Here is a 21,903-nt window from a genome sequence, read left to right on the forward strand (position 1 = left end):
GTTGGCTGCTTCCTCACGTTCGAAGAGCGGAGATGGATTCGCGCAGTTCACGAGCGGTGTCGACGACGACGTGGCTGCCCTGCCGCACGATGTGCCGTCCGTCGACGATCACGTCGCGCACGTCGTCGGCGCGGGCCACCACTGGCACGGCGTGCGGGTCGACACCGGCGAGACGGGCCGAGCCCATGCCGATGGCCACGAAGTCAGCTCGAGCGCCCACCTCGAGGCGCCCGGCGTCGGGATATCCGATGCTGCTGTGCGCCGTGGCCATCTCCAACATCTCGGCAGGCGTGTGGTGACCGCGGGTTTCGGTGGCCAGCCGCTGGTGGGCCTCCACCGCTTGGGATTCGCCGAGGATGTCGATGCTCGAGTGGCCGTCGCTGCCCAGCGACATCGCGCTGCCCGCGGATCGCAGTTCGCCCGCCGGGCCGATGCCGTCGGCGAGGTCGGCCTCGGTTCCCGGGCACAGGCACACACCGGTGGCGCTGTCTCCGAGCAGAGCGACGTCCCGCGAGGTCAGGTGCGTGGCGTGCACTGCGGTGACGTTGTTTCCCAAAGCGCCGCGCTCAGCCAGCAATTCCGTCGGCGTGCATCCGTGGGCGGCCAGACACGCGTCGTTCTCGGCACGCTGCTCGGACAGGTGCACGTGCAGCGGTCCTCGGGAGGCGTAGGACGCGATCTCGGGGATCGCTTCGGCCGGAACCGCCCGAACCGAGTGCAGGGCGGCGCCGATCAACACGTCGTCGGCGTCGAACCGCTCGACACGCCGCATCCAGCCCGCCGCGTCCACGTCGGAGAAGCGCCGCTGCACCGAATCGAGCTCGCGCCCGAAACCTCCTGCCAGGTAGCAGGTGTCGAGCAGCGTCAGCCGGATACCCGCATCGCGGGCAGCCTGCGCGAGCGCGTGGTTCATCGCATTGGGGTCGCGGTAGCCGACGCCGCCGGGCGCGTGGTGCAGGTAGTGGAACTCACCGACACCGGTGATACCGGCTTGCGCCATCTCGGCGTAAACGCCGCGTGCCAGCCGGTAGTAGGTGTCCGGGTCCAGGGCGGCCGCCACCTGGTACATGCGTTCCCGCCACGTCCAGAAGGTTCCGCGGGTGGTGTCCCCGCGCAGTGCCCGGTGGAAGGCGTGCGAGTGCGCGTTGGCCAGCCCGGGCAACACCATGCCCGCCAGCACCTCCGCTTCGCCCGGCCCTTCAGTTCGGCGAACCTCGGTGATCCGGCCACCGTCGGTTTCGAACTGCACGCCCTTCGCGGGCCCTTCGGGAAGCCAGGCCCATTCGCACCAGAACACGCCCATCACCCCGCCAGCTCCGCGAGGACATCGGCCAGTGCAAGGGAACCTTTCTGGCAGTCGTCGTCCTCGACGTGTTCTTCGGGTGCGTGGCTGATCCCGGTCGGGTTGCGCACGAACAGCATCGCCGACGGACGTTCCGCCGCGAGGATTCCGGCGTCGTGGCCCGCCCCGGAGGCCAATGCGGGAGCGCCGTCGAGCACGCCGCGAATCCGGTCGCGCAGCACGGTGTCGAAGTGCACCGTGTCGCCGAAGGACTCCTCGGCGATGTCGACCTCGCAGCCCTCCTCCGCAGCGCATTCGGCTGCCCTGGCGGACAGTTCGTCGACCATCTCCCGGGCTCGTCGAGGTGCGCGGGCGTCGAGGTAGACGTCGACCGCGGAGGCGATCACGTTGGTGCCACCCGGGTTGGGCACGATACTGCCGACCGTGGCGCGACCGCCGGCGCTGGCTTCGGCGGTCCGTCGAGCGGCCAGCACGAGTTGCGCGGCGGGCAGCATCGGGTCACGGCGGTCGTCGATCAGGGTGGCTCCGGCGTGGTTACCCTGCCCGCGGAACCGGAAGCGCCACCGGCCGTGGCCCAGGATCGAATCGGCCACGGCGATGGGACGTTCCTGGTGCACCAAGCCCTTGCCCTGTTCCACGTGCAGCTCGACGAACTGCCCGATCCGTCGCAGCGCGGCATCGTCGCGCCCGGAACGCCGCGGGTCGGCGCCGAAGGCCACCATTGCCTCGGCGAAGGTGTTGCCGTCGACGTCTCGCAGAGCGCGGGCCCGGTCCGCGTCGATCTGCCCGGTCAGCAGCTTCGATCCCAGGCACGGCACTCCGAACCTGCCGCCCTCCTCCTCAGCGAAGACCACCACGGCGAACGGCCGCTGCGGATGGAAGCCCCTGGCACGCAGGATGTCGATGGCCTGCAATGCGCTGGTGACGCCCAGCGGCCCGTCGAAGGCTCCGCCGCCGGGCACCGAGTCGAGGTGGCTTCCGGTGACCACGGCGTCGTCTCCCGGCTCGCCCCACCACGCCCAGATGTTGGTGTTGGCATCGGTGCGCACTCCGAGTCCGCGCCGCTGCGCCTGTTCGACGAACCATTCCCGCAACTGCCGCTCGGCATCGTCGAAGACGTGCCGGGAGTACCCGCCGCGACGTGGGTCCGTGCCGATGTCGGCGATGTCGGCCAATGTGCTCATCGGCCCACCAGCGGGGTGCGCACGCCGCGCTCGGCGGCGACCTGCTCGGCACGTTCGTAACCTGCGTCGACGTGCCGGATGACGCCCATGCCGGGGTCGTTGGTCAGCACCCGGTGCAGCTTCTGCCCCGCGAGCGCGGTGCCGTCGGCGACGGTGACCTGTCCGGCGTGCAAGGAACGCCCCATTCCCACGCCGCCACCGTGGTGCAGCGATACCCACGTCGCACCGGAAGCGGTGTTGACCAGGGCGTTGAGCAACGGCCAGTCGGCCACCGCGTCCGAGGTGTCGGCCATGGACTCGGTCTCCCGGTACGGCGAAGCCACCGATCCGCAGTCCAGGTGATCTCGACCGAGCACGACCGGGGCGGAGAGTTCACCGGAAGCGACCATCTCGTTGAACCGCATACCGGCTTCTGCTCGCTCGCCGTAGCCGAGCCAGCAGATGCGGGCGGGCAAACCGTGGAAGGGAACCTTCCTGTCAGCCAGCCGCAGCCATCGCGCCAGGTGCTCGTCGTCGCCGAAGAGTTCCAGCACTGCCCTGTCCGTCTTGGCGATGTCGGCCGGGTCGCCCGACAGTGCCGCCCACCGGAAGGGACCCTTTCCTTCACAGAAGAGGGGACGGATGTAGGCGGGGACGAATCCCGGGTAGACGAAGGCGCGGTCATAGCCCCCGAGGCGGGCTTCGCCGCGCAGCGAGTTCCCGTAGTCGAACACCTCGGCGCCGGCGTCGAGGAAGCCGACCATCGCCTCGACGTGGCGAGCGATCGAATCGCGGGCCCTGCTGGTGAACTCGTCGGGCTTCTTCGCCGCGTAGTCGGCCCAGTCGTCCAGGTCCACGTTCAGCGGCAGGTACGACAACGGGTCGTGCGCCGAGGTCTGGTCGGTGACGATGTCGGCCGGAACGCCTCTTCGGAGGAGTTCGGGCAGGATCTCGGCCGCGTTGCCGATGACGGCGACCGAGTACGGCTTGCGCTGGTTCTTCGCCGCCGTAGCCGACTCGATCGCCTGGTCCAGGCTCGGGGCGACCTCGTCGAGATAGCCCTGGCGGGCGCGGCGGTGCGCACGCTCGGGGTCGCACTCCACGATCAGCGCGGCGCCTTCGTTCATCGTGATCGCCAGTGGCTGCGCGCCACCCATGCCACCGAGGCCTGCGGTGATCGTCAGCGTTCCGGCGAGGCTGCCGCCGAAGCGCTTGGCCGCGATCGCGCCGAAGGTCTCGTAGGTGCCCTGCAGGATGCCCTGGGTTCCGATGTAGATCCAGGAGCCTGCGGTCATCTGCCCGTACATCATCAGCCCGAGCTCGTCGAGACGGCGGAACTCGTCCCAGTTCGCCCAGTCGCCGACCAGGTTGGAGTTGGCGATGAGAACGCGGGGCGCCCATTCGTGGGTCTGCAGCACCCCGACGGGCTTGCCGGACTGCACCAGCAGCGTCTCGTCCTCGCGCAGCCCGGTGAGCTCGCGAGTGATGGCGTGAAAGCTCGCCCAGTTGCGGGCGGCCTTGCCGGTTCCGCCGTAGACGACGAGGTCATCCGGGCGTTCGGCGACTTCGGGATCGAGATTGTTGTGCAGCATCCGCAGCGGCGCTTCGGTGCTCCAGCTGCGCGCGGTCAGTTCGGTGCCGCGCTGGGCACGCACGTCGGTCATGCTGACCTCCCGGTCTCGGCGGCGGCGTGAATGGCACCGCCGCGGATGAGTTCTTCGGCAGCGGCGATCTCCGGGGCCACGTGGCGGTCCGGGCCGGGACCGGGCACCCGCGCGCGCAGCGCCGCACGCACTGCGCCGGTGGCGGGTCCGGGTTCCAGCGGAGCCCGCAGGTCGAGGGCTCGCGCGGCGGTGAGCAGTTCGACGGCCAGCACGGTGGTCAACCCGTCGACGGCGCGACGCAGCTTGCGCGCCGCCGACCAGCCCATCGACACGTGGTCTTCCTGCATAGCGCTGGTCGGGATCGAATCCACCGAGGCGGGCGCGGCCAGGCGCTTGAGCTCGGAGGTGACCCCGGCCTGGGTGTAGTGGGCGATCATGTGCCCGGAATCCACGCCCGGGTCGTCGGCCAGGAACGCGGGCAGCCCGTGGGAGCGAGCGACGTCGAGCATCCGGTCGGTGCGCCGCTCGCACATGCCGGCCACGTCGGCCAACGCGATGGCCAGGAAGTCCAGCGCGTAGCCGAGCGGGGCACCGTGGAAGTTCCCGTTGGACTCGATGCGCCCGTCGTCGAGCACCACCGGGTTGTCGATGGCCGCGGCCAGCTCCCGGTCGGCCACCGCACCCGCGTGCGTGGCGGTGTCGCGGGCGGCACCGTGCACTTGCGGTGCGCAGCGCATCGAGTAGGCGTCCTGCACGCGCGGGCAGTCGGGGCCGCGGTGGCTGGCCACGATCGGCGAGCCCGCGAGCAAGGTCGCCATTCGTTCAGCCGAGACCGCCTGTCCCGGGTGTGGCCGCAGCGCCTGCAGGTCGGCGGCGAACGGACGATCTGTGCCGAGCAGTGCCTCGATGCTCATCGCGGCGGTGACATCGGCGATGTCCAGCAGCGCGGCGATGTCGTCGAGGGCGAGCACGAGCATCCCGAGCATGCCGTCGGTGCCGTTGGTCAGCGCCAGCCCTTCCTTCTCGGCCAGCACGACCGGCTCGATACCGGCCTCGGCGAGAGCTTCGGCGGCCGGTCGGCAGTTCCCGGCGCTGTCGAAGACGTTCCCTTCGCCGGTCAGCGCGAGCGCGACCGAAGCCAGCGGCGCGAGATCGCCGGAGCATCCCAGCGACCCGTGTTCCTGCACCACGGGAACGATTCCCGCGTTGATCAGTGCGTTCAGCGCCTGGGCGGTCTCCGGGCGGACGCCGGTGCGCCCGGTGGCGATGGTGTGCAGGCGAAGCAGCATCTGCGCGCGAACCACCTCGGGCTCGACGGCCGCACCCGCCCCCGCGGCGTGCGAGCGCACGAACGCCTGTTGCAGCGCGGCCCGCCGGTCGGCCGGGATGTGGCGCACGGCGAGGGCGCCGAAGCCGGTGGAGACGCCGTAAACGGGGCGCTCTTCGGCGGCGAGTCCCGCGATGTGCTTTCTGGTCGTGTCGATGCCCTGCTGGGCGAGATCGTTCAACCGCACCCGGGCGCCGCCACGCGCCACGGCCACGACCTCATCGCGCCCGAGCGGTTGCGGACCGAGGAACAACTCGTTGTGCATGACTCCATCCCAGCTCGCTGAAGGCCCTGGCAGAAGCCCGGATGGAGTGAGACTGTCTGGGATGCCAGACTTCAGGCGTGGGTGACAGCAGCGACGTTCCCGCGCTCCGGCGCGGGCTGGGCATCTTGCGGGCCCTGGCCGCGCGCCCGGGCCCGGTCTCGGCGGGCGTGCTGGCGCGCGAGCTGGAGCTGCCGCGCTCGACGACCTATCACTTGTTGGCGGAGCTGGTCGCGGCCGGATTCGTCGTCCACTTGCCCGAGGAGCGGCGCTACGGCCTGGGCGTGGCGGTCTTCGAGCTCGGCTCCGCCTACCTGCGTCACGATCCGCTCGAGCGGCTGGCAGGCCCGCTGCTGCGGCGCCTCGTCGACCGGGTGGGCCGCACGGCGCAACTGGGCGTGCTGCACGGCGGCGAGCTGTTGTACCTGATCAAAGAACGGCCATCACAGCCGCAGACGCTGGTCACCGATGTGGGCGTTCGGCTGCCTGCGCAGCTGCCCGCTTCGGGGCGGGCGATTCTGGCGCATCTGCCTGCCGCTCAGGTGCGCGCGCTGCTGCCTTCCGGTGATCGGTTCGTGCTTCGCACTCAGCGGGGGCCGCGCAATCTGCCGGAGCTCAGGCGCCTGCTCAACGCCGAGCGGCGGCGCGGCTGGGCGGTCGAGGACGGTTTCATCACCGCCGGTTTCGCTTCGGTGGCATGCCCGGTGTTCGACCACACCGCGCATCCCATCGCGGCGATCAGCGTGACCTTCCGCCATCACTGCGACGGCCCGGATTGCACCAACACCTGGCCGGACCTGGCCGAGCACGTCGAGCACGCGGCCAGCGAGCTCACCAACCGAATCAGCGGGCGAGCCGGTTAGCAGGGGAACCTTTCTGTCACTCGGCGACGTGCCGGTGGCAGAAAGGTTCCCCTGCTGCGGCTCTGGACTGCCGTTGTCACAGTCCGATGCTTGCGACGAAGTCCTTCGCCACGTCCTGCGGGTTGTCCTTGTCCACCTCGATGCGCTCGTTGAGCTCGGTGAGCTTGTCGGTGGTCAGGGCGCGGGAGACCTTGTTGGCCGCTTCGGTCTGCTGCGCGTTGAGCTTGCCCTTGCCGACCAGCGGGACGACGTTCTGCGCGGGGAACATGTTCTTCGGGTCGTCGAGCTTGACCAGGTCGTTGGCCCTGATCGCCGAGGATGTGCTGAACAGGTTCGCGACCTGGATCTGGCCGGAGGTCAGCGCGTCGACAGTCAGCGTGCCCGCTTCGACGCTGCGGATCTCCTTGAAGGTGCAGCCGTAGTCCTGGGCGATCTGGGCTTCCCAGCGCGACTTCCACTCCGCCGGGGCGCCGAGCACGAGCTCACCGCAGCGCGGTCCGAGGTCGGCCATGGAGCGCAGGCCCGAATCGGCGGTGCGGCGGGTCACGGTCAGCACGTCGGAGTCTTCGGCGCCGGATTGCTCCAGCACGTCCAGGTTGCCGGGCAGAGCCTTCTCGAGCTGGTCGTAGACCTGCTGGGATTCCGTGGCCGAAGCCTCGGAGTTGAGGAAGTACAGCAGGTTGCCGGTGTATTCGGGCACCATCGTCAGTTCACCCGAGCGGACGCCGCCGACGTAGAACTCGCGGGCACCGATGCGCGGCCGGGTCTGCACCTGCGCGCCCGTGCTCTTCAAGGCCTCGGCGTAGACGTGCATGAGCAGCTCGCTCTCGGCGAAGTCCGCCGAGCCGATGACCACTTGCCCGCCCTGGGCTTGATTGGCTTCCAAGGGGTCTTGGGATCCGCATCCGGCCAGCAGCAGGGCTGCGGCCGCTAGCGCGAGCAGTCGTCTCAATGGTTCCCTCCTCGTCTCGCGGCCAGCTGCAGACCGCGCGGCACCAACAACCGGGTGAGCCCGGCCAAGGCCAGGTCCAGCAGCACGGCCAGGCCTGCGATGACGATCGCGGCCGAGGCCATCTGGGCGTAGTCGCTGACCTTGAGCCCGTCCAGCAGGATGCGTCCCAGACCGCCGAGTCCCACGTAGGCCGCGACCGCGGCGGTGGCCACGACCTGCAGCATCGCGCTGCGGACGCCGCCGAGCACCAGCGGCAGCGCGGTCGGGAGCTCCACCTGCCACAGCACCTGCCGCGGCGTCATGCCCATTCCCTTGGCCGAGTCCACCGCGTCGGCCGGGGCGTTGCGAACACCGGCGTACGCCCCGGACAGGACCGCGGGGACCGCCAGGATCACCAGACCGCCCAGGACGGGTGTCACACCGATCCCGAAGCCCAGCACCAGCAGCGTCACCAGGCCCAGGGTCGGTAGGGCGCGCATCGCGTTACCCAGTCCGACCACGAGCACCGCACCGCGCCCGGTATGTCCGATGTAGACGCCTGCGGGCACTGCGATCGCGCTAGCCACAGCGACCGAGAGCACGCAGTAGTACAGGTGCAGCAGCGCCTGCGCCACGACACCGCCCGGACCCGTCCAGTGCGCCGGGTCGGCCAACCAGGCGAGGATCTCGGCGATCATCGGCGCGCCCACGGTGTCGCGAGCCGCCAGGCCAGCACCAGCAACAGGTCCACCATCAGGGCCAGCAGCAGCGTGACCGCGATGCCGATGACGATCTGGACCGGGTAGTCCCGCTGGAAACCGTCGGTGAACAGCCTCCCGAGACCGCCGATGCCGACCAGCGCACCGACGCTGACCAGGCTGATGTTGCTCACCGATGCCACGCGCACCGCAGCGGTCAGCACCGGGACCGCGAGCGGCAGCTCGACCGCCAGCAGCCGGCGTCCGGGCCGGTATCCCATGGCGGTGGCCGCGGCGACGATGTGTCCGGGTACCGATTCCAGCGCGTCCAAGACCGGCCGGACCAGCAGCGCAGCGGTGTAGAGGGTCAGGGCGATGATGACGTTGAGCGGCGACAGCAGCGGGGTCCCCAGCACGCCCGGGATGATCACGAACAACGCCAGCGAAGGAATCGTGTAGACGATGTTGGCGCTGCCCTGCAACGCTCCGCGCAACCAGCCGACCCGCTGCGCCAACCGCCCGAACGGCAGGGCGAGCAACGTGCCGAACAGCAGCGGGAGCAACGACAGGTACACGTGCTGGCCGAGCTGGCCCATGAGCAGCTCGCGATTGCTGGGGCTGTCGAAGAATTCGATCATGACGCCGCCCGGCGCCGTTCCAGCAGCGCCAGGACCTCCTCGGCGGTCACCACTCCGAGGCTCGCGCCCTCGGAGTCGACGACCACGCCCTGCCCGGACGGTGCGGACAGCGCCGCGTCGAGCGCACCGCGCAGCGGCCCGTCCTGCTGATGCAGCGATCCTCCGGCGACCAGGGATTTCTCGCTGAGCACAGCCTCGGCTCCGTGCCCGGGTGCGAGCCAGCCGCGCGGCTTTCCCTCGGTGTCGACGGCCAACCGCCACTGGTCGGAGGGGTCAACCGCGGTTCCGAGCTCCACAGTGGGCACCGGGCGCGGCTTCAGGTCGTGGGAGTCCACGAACGACAGCCGCCGGTAGCCGCGGTCGCGGCCGACGAACGAGGTGACGAAGTCGTCGGCGGGTTCGGCCAGCAGTTCGTCGGGTTCGGCGCACTGCGCGAGGTGCCCGCCCTGGCGCAGTACGGCGACCTTCTCCCCGAGCTTGATCGCCTCGTCGATGTCGTGGGTGACGAACAGGACCGTCTTGTCCAGCTCGTCCTGCAGCCGCAGCAACTCGTCCTGCAGTCCTTCGCGCACGACCGGGTCGACCGCGCTGAACGGCTCGTCCATCAGCAGCACCGGCGGGTCGGCAGCCAACGCCCGCGCCACGCCGACGCGCTGCTGCTGGCCACCGGATAGCTGCGCCGGATAGCGCTTGGCCAGCTCGGCGGGCAGTCCGACCCGGTCGAGGAGCTCGGCCGCCCGCGCCCGTGCCGCGCGGCGGGTCTGCCCGTCCAGGATCGGCACCGTGGCGATGTTGTCCAGCACCGTGCGGTGCGGAAACAACCCCGCCTGCTGGATGACGTAGCCGATGCCGCGGCGCAGCTGCGCGGGGTCGCGTTGCCGCACGTCGGTGCCGTCGACCAGCACGCTGCCCGAGGAGGGTTCGATCATGCGGTTGACCATGCGCATCAGCGTGGTCTTGCCGCAGCCGGAAGGCCCGACCAGCACCGTGACGGTGCCGACCGGCACCGACAGGCTGAGCTCTTCGACGGCGACGGTGCCGTTGCCGTACTGCTTTCGGACGGCCTGGAACTCGATCACGCGAGCCCCCTTCTCATCGCAGACCGCCACAAACCTGCCCGACCCTAATCGCCCATCCGGCGTATCGCGATCTCCCGATACCGACGCGTGACCTCCAGCGGCGACCTGTGCGCAGCACAACTACGAGGGTCCTTGCAGTACGCGGGGGAGCCGCATGCGGTGTGGGACTCAGCTCGCTACTCGAGTCGCGGATCCCGCAGCCCGGCGGCGCCCGAGGTTCCGCTCCCGGCACCGCCGCGCAAGCCCCGAACTGAAACATCTCCTAAGCTGGGCGTCCTCATGAATGCTGCTGAATCCGAACCGGTCGAAGCCGTGCGCGATCTGCTCAACTCCGCGGGGCCGCTGGCCCGCCGCAGGCGGGATGTTCTGGGCGAGCTCACCGGAGGCCACCGCTCCCTCGACGAACTGATCCGCCGCACCGGGGTCTCCCGCCGCACCGTGGAGGACCTCCTCGACGCCGCGGGCGATGACCTCCAGCAGGACGCGTCCGGCTACCGGCTCACCGACGAGGCGGCCGCGCGCTATCGCGAGGAGTTCGACCTGGACGAACTCAGGGCTCCGCGGGCGCGCACCGACGAACAGCTGGACCTGATGTCCGGTTTCATCACCTCCGGTCCGAAGCCGACGGCGGCACTCGATCACGTCACCGCCACGCCGGAGACCGCGTTGCGCCGTGCGGAGTGGATGCGCGACAACTACGACCTGCCGGGCACCAAGGTCCTGCTGCTGGGTGATCACGACCTCACCTCGCTGGCTCTGTCCATCGTGGAGCCGCGCGCGCAGCTGCGCGTGGTCGACCTCGACGAGCAGATCCTGCGGCACATCGACACGGTCGCCGCGGACCGCGGGTACGGCATCGGTACCCTTCACGCGGACCTGCGCTTCGGTCTGCCCCCGGACCTGGAGTCCTGGGCCGATCTGGTGTTCACCGACCCGCCCTACACCGCCGAAGGCATCGGCCTGTTCGCCGCTCGCGCGGCCGAGTGCCTGGCCCGGGCCAACAGCCGGCTGCTGCTGGCCTACGGCTACAGCGACCGCACCCCCGCGCTGGGGCACAAGGTGCAGCAGGAGGTGTTGCGCCTCGGCATGGTGTTCGAGGCGATTCTGCCCGGCTTTCACCGCTACTACGGTGCTCAGGCGATCGGCAGCGCCAGCGACCTGTACGTGTGCCAGCCGACCGCGCAGACCCGCAAACTCGCCCTGCGTCAGGTCCACTCGATCTACACCCACGGTCCGCAGTCGGTCGAATCGATGTCCTCGGCGACGTCGGAAACCCTGCTGAGCGCCCTGGCGGACCCGGTCGGTGCACCGGTGGCCGAGTTGCGTTCGCCGGGTTGGACGCGTCCGGTGCGCGGCCAGCACACCCCGGTGTTCGATCTACGGGCGGACCCGGGTCCGTGGCTGCTGCGGATGCTGTTGGCCTGCAACGCCGACCGGGCCGGGTTCCTGGTGGACAACAACCATCCCGACATCACCAGCGAACGCGCCCAGACGGACCTGGTGAACCTGGTCAGCAGCAAGTTCCGGCTGCGCTTCCACCGCAGCAGCCCGGACGCCAAGCACGCCGTGGTCATCGCCGATGCCGTCGAATCGGACTCGGTGGCCGCGCACCTGCTGCGGCGAGCGCACGGCAAGCTCGGCAACGTCTGGCGCGAAGGGCTCATCGCGCACACCGCCGAGCTCACCAAGCGCGAGGCCAAGGACAAGGTCGCCGAACTGGCACCCGACACCGGTGACCTGGCGTTGCGGCTGATCGACCTGCCCCGTCACCGGGTCGGCGAGGTCGTCGTCAGGGCACGTTGATGCCGTCGCCGGCCACGATCTCGCGGAACTCGGTCGCGGGAACGGCGCGGGCGAACAGCCAACCCTGGTAGCTCTCCACGCCCATGCCGCGCAGCAACTGGAACTGCGCGGCCGTCTCGACTCCTTCGGCCACGCACTGCCGGTCCATCGCATAGGCCATGTCCACCACGGCCCGTGCGACGGCGAAGTCGGAGGCGTCGCCGTCCACACCGGCGACGAACCGCCGGTCGACCTTGATGATCTGCGCGGGCAGGTCCTTCAGGCGGGCCAGCGAGGAGTACCCGGTGCCGAAGTCGTCGACGGCGAAGCGCACACCGCGCCCCGCCAGTTCGGCCATTTCGTGCCGGGTGCGGGAGGGCAGATCGACCAGGGCCGTCTCCACCAGCTCGAGGATCACCCGGTCCCAGTCGATGCCGGTTTCGGCGACGATGTCGGCCACCGAATCCACGAAGTCCGGTCCGCCGGGCACGAGTCCGGCGAGGTTCACCGCGATGCTGACCGATCGCCCGTTGCGCGCCGGCCATTTCACGGCCTCGCGCAGCGCGGTGCGCAGGACCCAACGATCCAGCTCGCGTAGCAAGTCACCTTGCTCGGCCACCGGCAGGAACGCGTCGGGGGCGAGCATGCCGCGTTCGGGATGCGGCCAGCGGACCAGGGCCTCGGCACTGACCACGGCGCCCTCGCGATCCACGACCGGCTGGTAGTGCAGCTCTAAGCCGTCGTTGGCCAGGGCTTCGCGGAGCTGGCCTTCCAGGTGCAGCTGGCGGTCCGCGGCGGCCATCAGCGCCGAGCTCGCCAACGACACCTTGCCCGCGCCGCGGCGCTTGGCTTCGAACATGGCCGCGTCCGCGAACCGCAGCAGGTCGTCGCCGCACGTTCTGCAGTCGTTGGGCACCGCCGCGCCGATCGAGGAGGACACGCGAACGAGCTGGCCGTGCACCGGGACCGCGGTGCGCAGCAGTGCCACCACCCGCGTGGCCAGCGAATCGACCCCGCCGACGGCCTCCGCGTCGGGGCAGATGACGACGAACTCGTCCCCGGACAAGCGCGCGGCCGTGCAGTGCTCCGGAAGGCTGCCCTCCAACCGCCGCGCCAGCGCCACCAGCAGTTCGTCGCCCGCGTCGTGCCCGAGGGAATCGTTGACCCGCTTGAAGTTGTCGATGTCGCAGAACAGCACGGCCACGCCCTGCGAGTCCGCGCGGCCGAGGATGCTGCCGAGCAGTTCTTTGACCGCGGTCCGGTTGGGCAGTCCGGTCAGCTCGTCGTGGGTCGCCTGGTAGCGCAGCGCCTCGGCCGCGCGGCGGCGTTCGGTGATGTCCTGGAAGACCACCAGCCAGAACTCCGTGCCGTCGTCCTGCACCGACGTGGAGATGTGCAGCTCGCAGTGGACCGGTTCGCCGTCGGCTCGCACCAGCACTCGTTGCGGCGCCCGGCGCCGCACGCCCGGTTCGCCCGGTGCGGGCAGGCTGGGGTCGGGCTCCTCCGAGTGGGCGACGTCGCGCACGCTCATGCCGCGCAGCTGGTCCAGGCGATATCCCAGCAGGGCGCAGAGCGCGTCGTTGGCATCGACCAGCTTCTCGGAGCGGTCGAACAGGCCGATGCCGACCGGCGCGATGTTGACCAGGTCGGCGAAGCGCTGGCTGGTGCGCTGCATCTTGGTGACGACGGCGCGCTGCTCGGTGACGTCTTGCGCGGTGCCCACGTAGAGGTCTTCCCCGGCCGCATCGACGATCTTGGTGCCGTGCACCCGCAGAATCCGGATGCTGTCGTCGGCCCGCTGGTAGCGGTGCTCGATCTCAACGGGTTCACCGGTTTCGACCAGCGGCTTCCAGGCGTGCCGCACGCAGGACCTGTCGTCCGGATGGACTTTGTCGAGATAGCACTCGAAGGTGCATTCCGCGTCGAAGGGCAATCCGAGGATCTCGCGCAGCATGTTCGACAGCCGCATCACGTTCGTCCTGGGGTCGACCTCCCAGGTGCCGAGCTTGGCGATGCGTTGAGCGTCCTGCAGCCGGCGGCGCTCGTCGCGCAACTGCTTTTCCAAGGCACGATGCTCGGTGACGTCCTGGACCGTGCCCTGCACGCGCGCGACCTGCCCGGCCTTGTCGTACTCGGTGCTGCCGGTGCACAGGAACACCCGGCTGCCGTCTCGGTTGCGGAGCTCGGTCTCGACGAGCTCGCCGGGTGCGGCGTTGAACACCTCGGCGTAGAAGCGCTCGGCAACGGCGCGATCGTCGGGATGGGTGATCTCGATCATGGAGGTGACGCGATCGGCCCGCTCAGCGCCGTCTTCGCCGATGAACTCGGCCAGCAGCGGGCTTCGGTAGATCACGCCCGTGTCGGGGTAGTAGACCCAGCTGGCGACCTTGGCCAAGCGCTGGGCGTCGATGAGCCAGTAGTGCTCTTCCGAGTCGGCCGATGAGGACAGCACCGAGCTGTCGTCGGCGAGGTCGGAGACGTCGACCAGCACGGTTACCCGCAGCCCGGTGCCCTCCGCGTGCGGCCAGGTCTGCATCCGGACCGGCGTCCTGCCATCGCGAGTGATCAGCCAGGTGGCGCGCCCGTCGCGTTCCACGAGATCTTCGAGCTTGGTGCCGATCAGAGCTGATGGGTCGGGCGCGCCGGCCAGCACGGCGGCCTTCTCGGTGGCCGTCACCACGAGCCCGTCCTCGGTGCTGAGCAGCGCCGGAGCGTCGGGCAGCGCTGTTCGGCCGGCCTGAGCTCTCGCCGACCCGAGGCCACCGTTGGCCGTTCGGGCCTGCTCCCTCCGCTCGATCAACTGCACCCCTCCTGCGTTGCAGCCCCACCGGCTGCGCCTCACCACGCCACTGAGTGATGTGGGACACAGCGAGTCACAGTGCAGACTTTACCGCTCTGTGCCCGGCCGATACCGGCATGGTGCCGGGTCGCGGTGACCGACACCTGAACAAGTGACGCCGTCCGCACCAACTCGATGACGCCCATCGCTCGAATTCGTCGTGCTTGTGGACCGATGGCACCACCGATGCTGATGGGGCCGGGAGCATCCAGTTGGACGCTCCCGGCCCCATCAGCCGAACGTTGAATCTACCGCCGGTCAGTCGACCACCGGTGTCTTCCGTCGATCACGCAGTGGCCACGCCCTCGGCGCGAGCGGCCTTCGCCACGGCCGCGCTCACCTCAGGCGCGACCCGCGGGTCGAGCGGGCTCGGCACGATGTAGTCGGCGCTGAGGTCGTCGGCGGCCACCTCCGCGATCGCCTCGGCCGCCGCCACCTTCATCCCGTCGGTGATCGCTCGCGCACCGGCGTCCAGCGCACCCTTGAAGATGCCCGGGAACGCCAGCACGTTGTTGATCTGGTTCGGGAAATCGCTGCGCCCGGTGGCCACCACCGACGCATGCCGATTGGCGACCTCGGGGTGGATCTCCGGATCCGGGTTGGACAGCGCGAAGATGATCGCCCCGTCGGCCATCGAGGCCACGTGCTCCTCGGGAACCTGCCCGATGGACACGCCGATGAACACGTCCGCCCCGTTCATCGCCGCCTCCGGGCCACCGGTGATGCCCCGCTGGTTGGTGTAGGAAGCCAGCTCCTGCTTGATCGGGGTCAGCCCCTCCCTGCCGGAGTGGATCACGCCGCGCGAGTCGAGCACGACGATCTCACCGACCCCGGCGGTGTGCAGGATCTCGGCGCAGGCCACCCCAGCGGCCCCGGCGCCGGAGATCACCACGCGCATCGAACCGAGGTCGCGGCCCGCGACCTTCGCGGCATTGCGCAGCGCGGCCAGCACGACCACGGCGGTGCCGTGCTGGTCGTCGTGCATGACCGGGCAGTCCAGCGCCTCCTTGACGCGGCGCTCCAGCTCGAAGCAGCGCGGAGCGGAAATGTCCTCCAGGTTCACCGCACCGAACGACGGCCGCAGCCGGACCAGGGTCTCGACGATCTCGTCGACGTTGCTGGTGTCGAGCACCAGCGGGATCGAGTCCAGGTCCGCGAAGGTCTTGAACAGCGCGGACTTGCCCTCCATGACCGGCAACGACGCCTTCGGGCCGATGTCGCCCAGCCCCAGCACCGCGGAGCCGTCGCTGACCACGGCCACCAGGCGCTGCGTCCAGGTGTAGCGGTCGGCCAGCGCGGGATCGCTGGCGATCGCGCGGCTCACCTGCGCCACTCCGGGGGTGTAGGCGATGGAAAGGTCGCGCGCGGTGTCCAGCGGAGCGCTCACCGAAGCGGTGAGCTTGCCCCCCTCGTGCGCGGCGAAGATCTCTTCGTGGGTCAGTTCAGAACCGATGCCGGTACTGATGCTGTCGTTCACTGCGGTCACGGCGTCCCTCCTGTAGCCATGCCTAGCGCCCGAAACACAATCCGGGCAGGCCAAACGCGGTTTTTACACCGCTATTCGACGACCACTCGCCGGGCGTTCCGGCGGAAGCGGGCGCCTCAAATACCGATACCTGCCGTCCTGTTCGGACAGCGACTCGGCGGACGCTGCGGTGCGGTTAGTCTGCCAGGCTTCGGAAGGACTGTCAGCGACAGGGATCACACCGCATACCAGCAAAAAGGCGAATTTTTTACGGGAGTTGACAGTACGAGCGTCATATTTTCGATGCCCGTACGATTGTCCGATTTGAATTCATCGATTCAGAGACCGAGCACCGTTCTGCAGAATCCGGCCTGGCGATTTCAAATCCGCCCGGGCGCGAATCCGCTCGTCGAAGTGCGGATGGGAACCTTCTTGCCAGGACCGCCCCACCGAACCGGCCCCGGTCGCGCCTCCTAGGCTCTGCGAGCGTGCAGGTACGTCGACTCGACATCACCGGGGCCTTCGAGTTCGCCCCGAAATCCTTCCCGGATCACCGCGGCCTGTTCGTCGCGCCCTTCCAGGGGACCGCGTTCGCCGAAGCCACGGGGCATCCGCTGACAGTCGCCCAGACCAATCACAGCGTCTCCGCTCGCGGCGTGCTCCGGGGCGTGCACTTCTCCGACACCCCACCGGGGCAAGCCAAGTACGTCTACTGCCCGCAGGGGGCACTGCTCGACGTGATCGTCGACGTCCGCGTCGGATCTCCCACCTTCGGGCGATGGGAAGCCATCCGACTGGACTCCACCGAATACCGCGCGGTCTACCTGGCCGAAGGACTCGGGCACGCGTTCATCGCCCAGACCGACAACACGGTGATGAGCTACCTGTGCTCGACCGAGTACAACCCGAGCGCCGAACACGGCATCAATCCGCTCGACCCGGACCTCGCCCTGCCGTGGGCCGACGAACTCGACGGCGAACCGGTCCTGTCCGAAAAGGACCGCACCGCGCCGAGCCTGGCCGAGGCGACCGAGCAGGGATTGCTGCCCGACTACCACGCCTGCCTGGCCCACTACGAGACGCTGCGCACCGCCGCGCGGTCGTAAGCGAGGAAGGGAACCTCCCTGTCACCGCGAATGACAGGAAGGTTCCCTTCCTCAGCTCACCGGATCCGGCGGGGAGAGGGCCACAACCTCCAACGCACCACGCCCAGCACTCGGGCCGGGCCCAGTTCGCGCGAGTCGGTTGAGCCGAAAGCGTTGTCGCCCTCCACGTGCCATTCCTCGCCGACGCGTCGCACTGCGCGCTTGACCGACAACTGCTGCGGGCGGGAATCCCATCGCACCAGCACCACGTCCCCCGGCTCCGCACGATCGCCGACCCGCAACGCCACGACATCGCGGTCTCGCAGTGTGGGAGTCATCGACGGTCCGCGCACCCGCAACCTGCGCCAGGGCCATCGATCGAGCGAAGTCACATTTACCTCCAGTAGGACGTCGAGGATCTTCAAGAGTAGGGTCAGACCCGTCGGAGCACTGATCTGTCTGGGAGGAAACATGCGACTCCTGTCGCGAATCCTCGGCCCTCGCCTGGAGGCCACCGCGCACTGCGACCTTCCGTGCGGCGTTTACGACCCCGCACAGGCGCGGATCGAGGCTGAGTCCGTTAAGGCGATTCAGGAGAAGTACCAGAACAACGAGGACCCGGAGTTCCGCACTCGCGCGATCACGATCGCCGAGCAGCGCTCCGAGCTGGTCAAGCACCACCTGTGGGTGCTGTGGACGGACTACTTCAAGCCGCCGCACTTCGAGAAGTACCCGGAGCTGCACGAGCTGGTCAACAAGGCCACCAAGGCCGCGGGCGCCTCGGGCACCAAGGGCTCGATGGACCCGGCGACCGGTCAGCAGCTGCTGGACTACATCGCCGAGATCGACAAGATCTTCTGGGAGACCAAGAAGGGCTGACCGCCACTTCCTGTGCTCTCACCAGCGGAAACGCTGGAAGCAGCATCACTGAGTCCGCACCCGGTCCGCAAGACGTTCAATTGGGCGTCGATGATGGACCGGGTGCGGTCTTCATCTCCGGGCCAAAGATGCGAGTACACGCGCAGCGTGATCGCCGCCGACGAATGCCCGAGCACCGTCTGAACCTGCTTCACCGACGCTCCCCCGGCGATCAGCGCCGAGGCGTAGAAGTGCCGCAGATCGTGACTGGTCATCTCGGCGCCCGCCTCATCGGTCACGCGCACCTCGCCGGTGGACGTGTCGCGGGTACGGAACGCGCGATCAAGCCCCGCGGCCCACACACGTTTCCACCGCCAGTACGGCACCGGATCCCCGCCGTGGTCGGTGAACAGCCACTCGCCCGAGGGAAACGCCGCCAGGTGCGCGGCCAGCTCGTCGACGACCACCTGCCCGAGCGGCACCGTCCGCACCGACTTGTCGGTCTTCGGCGGCGCCAGTTTCCCGCTCTGTAGCCGCTGCCGCTCGACACGGACCGTGCGCCGCAGGAAGTCCACATCGGAGACGCGCAGCCCCAGCAGCTCACCGATGCGTAAGCCACTGCCGGCCAGCATCGACACCGCGGCCCGATACCGCTCGTCGACGGCGCCGGCGAGCCGGTGCACCTGCTCGACGGTCGGCGGCACCACTTCCACATCCGAGACCTTCGGCAGCGTGATCCGCTCGCACGGCGTCGTCGGAATCACCCGGTCGTAGACCGCGGCCGCGAACAGTTTCGCCGTCACGTCGTAGACGTTGCGCACCGTGCCGGGCGCCAGCTCGTCCGAGAGCCCTTTCACCAGGGTTTGCACGTGACTACGCCGCACCGCCCGCATCGGCTTGTCGCCGAGCTCGGGCAGCACGTGCAGCCGCAGGGCGTTGTCGACGATCCGGGCAGCCGCGGCTCCCCCGACCTGCTGCGCCTCCCAGCTGGCCGCGTACTGGCGCACGGTGATCTTCCCGGCGTCGGGCGCGACGTACTGGCCGGTGACGATCGACGCCTCGACTTCGCGTAGCCACCGCTCGGCCTCGACCTTCTTGCCGAAGTGCCGGGAGTGCTCTTTGCCTGCCTCGTCGCGATACCGCGCCCGCCACTTCCCGTTCGGGCGTCTCTTAACGCTCGCCACCCGCTACTCCCCCAGCTCGTCGGCCTCGGCAGTCCCAAACGCTTGGTCGAACTTCGCCTTGGCCTGCTCGTAGCTCGCCTCACGCTCTTTCATGGCGTTGAGCGCTTGTTGGTACTCGACCTCCGCCGCGTCACGCCGCGCCACGGCCTCTTCGACCCGCGACATGCTGCTGAGGTACATCGAGAAGGCAACCCGGTATTTCGACTCGATCTTCGACTGCTCTGGCGTATCGGCCTGGTTATCGATCAGCTCGTTGACCGAGACGCCGAAATGGAGCGCCAACGCGGCAGCTTCGTCGAGCCGTACAGGACGGTTGCCCGCTTCTGTCTTGGCGACCGTCGTCTGCCGCCAGGAGAACCCGGCACGGCTCATCATCGTCGCGATGTACTCCTGCGACATCCCGCCTGCGGTCCTGAGTTCTTTCAGGCTCTCCCCAAGCGCGCGCTCGGGCCGGTAGCCGTATGACCAGAGGGTTTCATGCCGGTCCGCTCCCTTTGACTGGTGCTTATCCTTCATGGGGATAGAGGCTACAGGCGCCCCAGGGTTGAAAGCACCCCCAACGTCATCTATTCTCCTGGAGAATCACCTAATGATCCTAGGAGAGGATGACATGGCTGCCGAGCAAGCCCCGTATCTCACCACCGCCGAGGTCGCCGAGCGCTACCGCACGACGCTCAACACCGTCCGGTACTGGCGCCACATCGGCTACGGCCCCAAGGGCGTCAAGGTCGGCCGGAAGGTGCTCTACGCCGCCGCCGAACTCGACCGCTTTGACGCCGAGCTCGCCAAAGAGACCGCGGCATGACCAGCCGCGAAAACCTGCCCCAGACAACGAAAGCGGCGGCCCTCCCCACCACAGAGACAGGCCGCCGCCAGGATCGATTGGAAAGCCACCAGATGACTACCTCGACCTCCGCAAGTATCGCAGACGCCACCGGCCGCCACCAGCTTGCCGAGCCCAAGCTCGCACACACCGACACCGCCGTCAGCGGCGGCGAGTTCATCAGCACTGAACTGTGGTCCGAGGGCGACGGCACGTACCGCGGATACCTCCACATCGGCGACCAGGCCCTCGACAGCCTCACGCCCCGCCAGATGCGCCAGCTCGCCGGACACCTCGCCGACATGGCCAACGCCGCCGAGGGGGTGCAGGAGCCCGACCGCGGTACCGACCTGGCCGAGCAGGTCGAGCGCCTGACCGCCGAGCGGGACGCGGCGATCCGGCAGGCCGACGAGTATTCCGCCGAGCTGACCAAGGCAGGACGCAAGCGCGACGAGTACCGCGCCCGCGCCGAGGCCGCCGAGGGGGTGCAGCAGTGACCACCCCCGCCCGCGACCCCCGCAAGCTCACCGACGACGAGCTTGACCGCCTCATCATCATTCACGACGAGGCCGCCCAGCTCGCCTGCGACATCCCCGGTGAACGTGAGGGCCAGGAAGTCATCACCCTCTCCGCCCTGCTGCGCATCGAACGACGCCAGCGCCAGGCCCGCCGAGCAGCCCTGCGCGCCCTCGACGAATGGGGGCACGTCACCCAATGAGAGACCTGCTCGACGAGGGCCCCTCGACGTTCGGCCTCACCGACGACGAGCTGCGACGCCACGCCAACGACCTCGCCGCCCAAGGCTGGAGCGTCGACGAGATCACCGAACGCCTCGCCATCAAACCCCGGCGGTACGCCGCCCAGGAGACGACAGAGTGACCATGCCGCCCGACGTGCAGCCCGCCCCGACCGGGTACACCGTGACCAACGGTGCCCGGCCGGGCGGCACCCCCGACTCATTCGAGCCGGTCAACCCCGCTGCCCTCGCCCGCCAGCAGGAATTGGCGGCACGGCTGCTCAACCGCGCCCAGCTCGCCGACCTCCCCGCGCCCACGCCGCTGATCGAAGACACCATCGACCTCGGCACCGTCGCTGTCCTCGCCGGACACTGGGGCAGCCTCAAATCGTTCATCGCCCTCGACTGGGCCGCCAGCGTCGCCACCGGCCGCCGCTGGCAGAACCGCGCGACCGAGCCCAAGCGCGTCCTCTACGTCGCCGCTGAGGGCGCCTACGGGCTGCACCAGCGCCTCGACGCGTGGGAACGCGCCTGGAACCAGACGATCCACCCCGACGAGCTCGCCGTGTACCCCGAACCCGCCAACCTCGGACACGTCGGCACCGTCGACGCGCTCGCCGCGGTCATCGACTCCCACGGCTTCGGCCTGGTCGTCGTCGACACCCTCGCCAAAAGCATGGTCGGCATGGACGAAAACAGCTCACAGGACATGGGTACCGCCGTCGGTGCCCTCTACACCCTGCAAAAGGCCACGGGCGGCGGAACCGTCCTCGCCGTCCACCACACCGGCAAGGACAAAACCACCATCCGCGGATCCAGCGCACTCGAAGCGGGCGTCGACACCGTGTACATGACCGAGGGTGACGCGTCGCAGGTCAAGCTGTCGCGCACCAAACGCAAGGACGGCCCCAAAGACGACGTCCACACCCTCGCGCTACAGACCATCACCGGCAGCGAAAGCGGCGCCGTCGTGTCCGCGATCGGCGCGGACATCACGGGCAAAGCAAGCGAGCTGCTGTCCGTGTTCATGTCCGCATTCAGCGAGACCGGCGCCAGCAAGGCCGAACTCCGCAACTCTGCCGAGATGGCACCCGCAACGTTCCACCGAGCACTAAATGAGCTGGTCAGCGAGGGTGCCCTGATCAACGAGGGCACAGACCGCCGAGCGTTCTACAGGCTCGGCGAAACCTAGAAATGTCCGTCTGTCCACCGCTGTCCACCGATCACGGACATGTCTGTCCGCTGTCCCCCCCTATAAGGGGG

Annotated in this window: 22 protein-coding genes; 9 read left to right on the top strand and 13 right to left on the bottom strand. The window is 69.1% G+C overall.

Annotation, left to right across the window (positions count from 1 at the left end):
* Window positions 1–13: 13 nt before the first annotated feature.
* Genes ABD289_RS13810 through hutH form a run of 4 tightly spaced genes read right to left on the bottom strand, consistent with a single transcriptional unit; the run spans window position 14 to window position 5,662 of the window.
* Window positions 14–1,303 (bottom strand): formimidoylglutamate deiminase, encoded by a 1,290-nt coding sequence (locus ABD289_RS13810; RefSeq protein WP_344131307.1) that lies wholly within the window; start codon window positions 1,301–1,303, stop codon window positions 14–16.
* Window positions 1,303–2,487: an allantoate amidohydrolase gene (locus ABD289_RS13815; RefSeq protein WP_344131310.1), complete on the bottom strand. Its 1,185-nt coding sequence runs from the start codon at window positions 2,485–2,487 to the stop codon at window positions 1,303–1,305. Before ABD289_RS13815 ends, ABD289_RS13810 begins: the two co-directional genes overlap by 1 nt.
* Window positions 2,484–4,130 (bottom strand): urocanate hydratase, encoded by a 1,647-nt coding sequence (gene hutU / locus ABD289_RS13820; RefSeq protein WP_344131313.1) that lies wholly within the window; start codon window positions 4,128–4,130, stop codon window positions 2,484–2,486. The genes ABD289_RS13815 and hutU overlap by 4 nt, the downstream gene beginning before the upstream one ends.
* Window positions 4,127–5,662, bottom strand: a complete 1,536-nt coding sequence (gene hutH / locus ABD289_RS13825; RefSeq protein ID WP_344131316.1) for a histidine ammonia-lyase — start codon at window positions 5,660–5,662, stop codon at window positions 4,127–4,129. Before hutH ends, hutU begins: the two co-directional genes overlap by 4 nt.
* A 77-nt stretch (window positions 5,663–5,739) precedes the next feature.
* Here hutH and ABD289_RS13830 point away from each other — a divergent pair, with 77 nt between their 5' ends.
* A complete protein-coding gene (locus ABD289_RS13830; RefSeq protein WP_344131319.1) occupies window positions 5,740–6,522 on the top strand; it encodes an IclR family transcriptional regulator in 783 nt (260 codons plus the stop codon).
* Between the two features lie 76 nt (window positions 6,523–6,598).
* Here ABD289_RS13830 and ABD289_RS13835 read toward each other — a convergent pair whose 3' ends face one another.
* Genes ABD289_RS13835 through ABD289_RS13850 form a run of 4 tightly spaced genes read right to left on the bottom strand, consistent with a single transcriptional unit; the run spans window position 6,599 to window position 9,868 of the window.
* On the bottom strand, window positions 6,599–7,474 hold the full coding sequence (locus ABD289_RS13835; RefSeq protein WP_344131322.1) for an ABC transporter substrate-binding protein: 876 nt from the start codon (window positions 7,472–7,474) through the stop codon (window positions 6,599–6,601).
* Window positions 7,471–8,151 (bottom strand): ABC transporter permease, encoded by a 681-nt coding sequence (locus ABD289_RS13840; RefSeq protein WP_344131325.1) that lies wholly within the window; start codon window positions 8,149–8,151, stop codon window positions 7,471–7,473. Before ABD289_RS13840 ends, ABD289_RS13835 begins: the two co-directional genes overlap by 4 nt.
* Window positions 8,148–8,789, bottom strand: coding sequence for an ABC transporter permease (locus ABD289_RS13845; protein ID WP_344131328.1), 642 nt, complete (start codon window positions 8,787–8,789; stop codon window positions 8,148–8,150). The genes ABD289_RS13840 and ABD289_RS13845 overlap by 4 nt, the downstream gene beginning before the upstream one ends.
* Window positions 8,786–9,868: an ABC transporter ATP-binding protein gene (locus ABD289_RS13850; RefSeq protein ID WP_344131331.1), complete on the bottom strand. Its 1,083-nt coding sequence runs from the start codon at window positions 9,866–9,868 to the stop codon at window positions 8,786–8,788. Before ABD289_RS13850 ends, ABD289_RS13845 begins: the two co-directional genes overlap by 4 nt.
* 279 nt (window positions 9,869–10,147) lie before the next feature.
* Between ABD289_RS13850 and ABD289_RS13855 the strand changes: the two genes are divergently transcribed.
* The gene (locus ABD289_RS13855) at window positions 10,148–11,671 is read left to right on the top strand and encodes a bis-aminopropyl spermidine synthase family protein (protein ID WP_344131334.1); all 1,524 of its coding nucleotides are present in this window, start codon (window positions 10,148–10,150) and stop codon (window positions 11,669–11,671) included.
* Here the strand turns inward: ABD289_RS13855 and ABD289_RS13860 are convergent.
* Window positions 11,658–14,456: a sensor domain-containing protein gene (locus ABD289_RS13860; RefSeq protein WP_344131336.1), complete on the bottom strand. Its 2,799-nt coding sequence runs from the start codon at window positions 14,454–14,456 to the stop codon at window positions 11,658–11,660. The genes ABD289_RS13855 and ABD289_RS13860 overlap by 14 nt on opposite strands.
* A 319-nt stretch (window positions 14,457–14,775) precedes the next feature.
* Window positions 14,776–15,975, bottom strand: a complete 1,200-nt coding sequence (locus tag ABD289_RS13865) for an NAD(P)-dependent malic enzyme (protein WP_344131339.1) — start codon at window positions 15,973–15,975, stop codon at window positions 14,776–14,778.
* Window positions 15,976–16,442: 467 nt separating this feature from the next.
* On the opposite strand from ABD289_RS13865, the gene ABD289_RS13870 reads away from it, so the two are divergent.
* Window positions 16,443–17,060, top strand: coding sequence for a dTDP-4-dehydrorhamnose 3,5-epimerase family protein (locus ABD289_RS13870; RefSeq protein ID WP_344131342.1), 618 nt, complete (start codon window positions 16,443–16,445; stop codon window positions 17,058–17,060).
* A 56-nt stretch (window positions 17,061–17,116) separates the two neighbouring features.
* On the opposite strand, the gene ABD289_RS13875 is transcribed toward ABD289_RS13870, so the two are convergent.
* The gene (locus ABD289_RS13875) at window positions 17,117–17,431 is read right to left on the bottom strand and encodes a S24/S26 family peptidase (protein ID WP_344131345.1); all 315 of its coding nucleotides are present in this window, start codon (window positions 17,429–17,431) and stop codon (window positions 17,117–17,119) included.
* A gap of 79 nt (window positions 17,432–17,510) precedes the next feature.
* On the opposite strand from ABD289_RS13875, the gene sodN reads away from it, so the two are divergent.
* Window positions 17,511–17,918, top strand: a complete 408-nt coding sequence (gene sodN, locus ABD289_RS13880) for a superoxide dismutase, Ni (RefSeq protein WP_344131347.1) — start codon at window positions 17,511–17,513, stop codon at window positions 17,916–17,918.
* On the opposite strand, the gene ABD289_RS13885 is transcribed toward sodN, so the two are convergent.
* A complete protein-coding gene (locus tag ABD289_RS13885; protein ID WP_344131350.1) occupies window positions 17,870–19,081 on the bottom strand; it encodes a tyrosine-type recombinase/integrase in 1,212 nt (403 codons plus the stop codon). The two genes, sodN and ABD289_RS13885, sit on opposite strands and share 49 nt — an antisense overlap.
* A 3-nt stretch (window positions 19,082–19,084) precedes the next feature.
* A complete protein-coding gene (locus tag ABD289_RS13890) occupies window positions 19,085–19,597 on the bottom strand; it encodes a helix-turn-helix domain-containing protein (protein ID WP_344131353.1) in 513 nt (170 codons plus the stop codon).
* Between the two features lie 94 nt (window positions 19,598–19,691).
* On the opposite strand from ABD289_RS13890, the gene ABD289_RS13895 reads away from it, so the two are divergent.
* From ABD289_RS13895 to ABD289_RS13915, 5 genes are read left to right on the top strand one after another with little or no spacing between them, the layout of a single operon-like run.
* Entirely contained in the window at window positions 19,692–19,886 is a 195-nt protein-coding gene (locus tag ABD289_RS13895) for a helix-turn-helix transcriptional regulator (RefSeq protein ID WP_344131356.1), read from the top strand.
* On the top strand, window positions 19,883–20,401 hold the full coding sequence (locus tag ABD289_RS13900) for a hypothetical protein (RefSeq protein ID WP_344131359.1): 519 nt from the start codon (window positions 19,883–19,885) through the stop codon (window positions 20,399–20,401). Before ABD289_RS13895 ends, ABD289_RS13900 begins: the two co-directional genes overlap by 4 nt.
* Entirely contained in the window at window positions 20,398–20,622 is a 225-nt protein-coding gene (locus tag ABD289_RS13905; protein ID WP_344131362.1) for a hypothetical protein, read from the top strand. The genes ABD289_RS13900 and ABD289_RS13905 overlap by 4 nt, the downstream gene beginning before the upstream one ends.
* On the top strand, window positions 20,619–20,783 hold the full coding sequence (locus ABD289_RS13910) for a hypothetical protein (RefSeq protein WP_344131365.1): 165 nt from the start codon (window positions 20,619–20,621) through the stop codon (window positions 20,781–20,783). The genes ABD289_RS13905 and ABD289_RS13910 overlap by 4 nt, the downstream gene beginning before the upstream one ends.
* Before the next feature lie 2 nt (window positions 20,784–20,785).
* Complete coding sequence (locus tag ABD289_RS13915; protein ID WP_344132055.1) at window positions 20,786–21,832, top strand: AAA family ATPase; 1,047 nt, start codon at window positions 20,786–20,788, stop codon at window positions 21,830–21,832.
* Window positions 21,833–21,903 lie beyond the last annotated feature (71 nt).

The organism is Saccharopolyspora halophila, from assembly GCF_039531955.1.
In the GTDB taxonomy this organism is placed as follows: Bacteria; Actinomycetota; Actinomycetes; order Mycobacteriales; family Pseudonocardiaceae; genus Saccharopolyspora; species Saccharopolyspora halophila.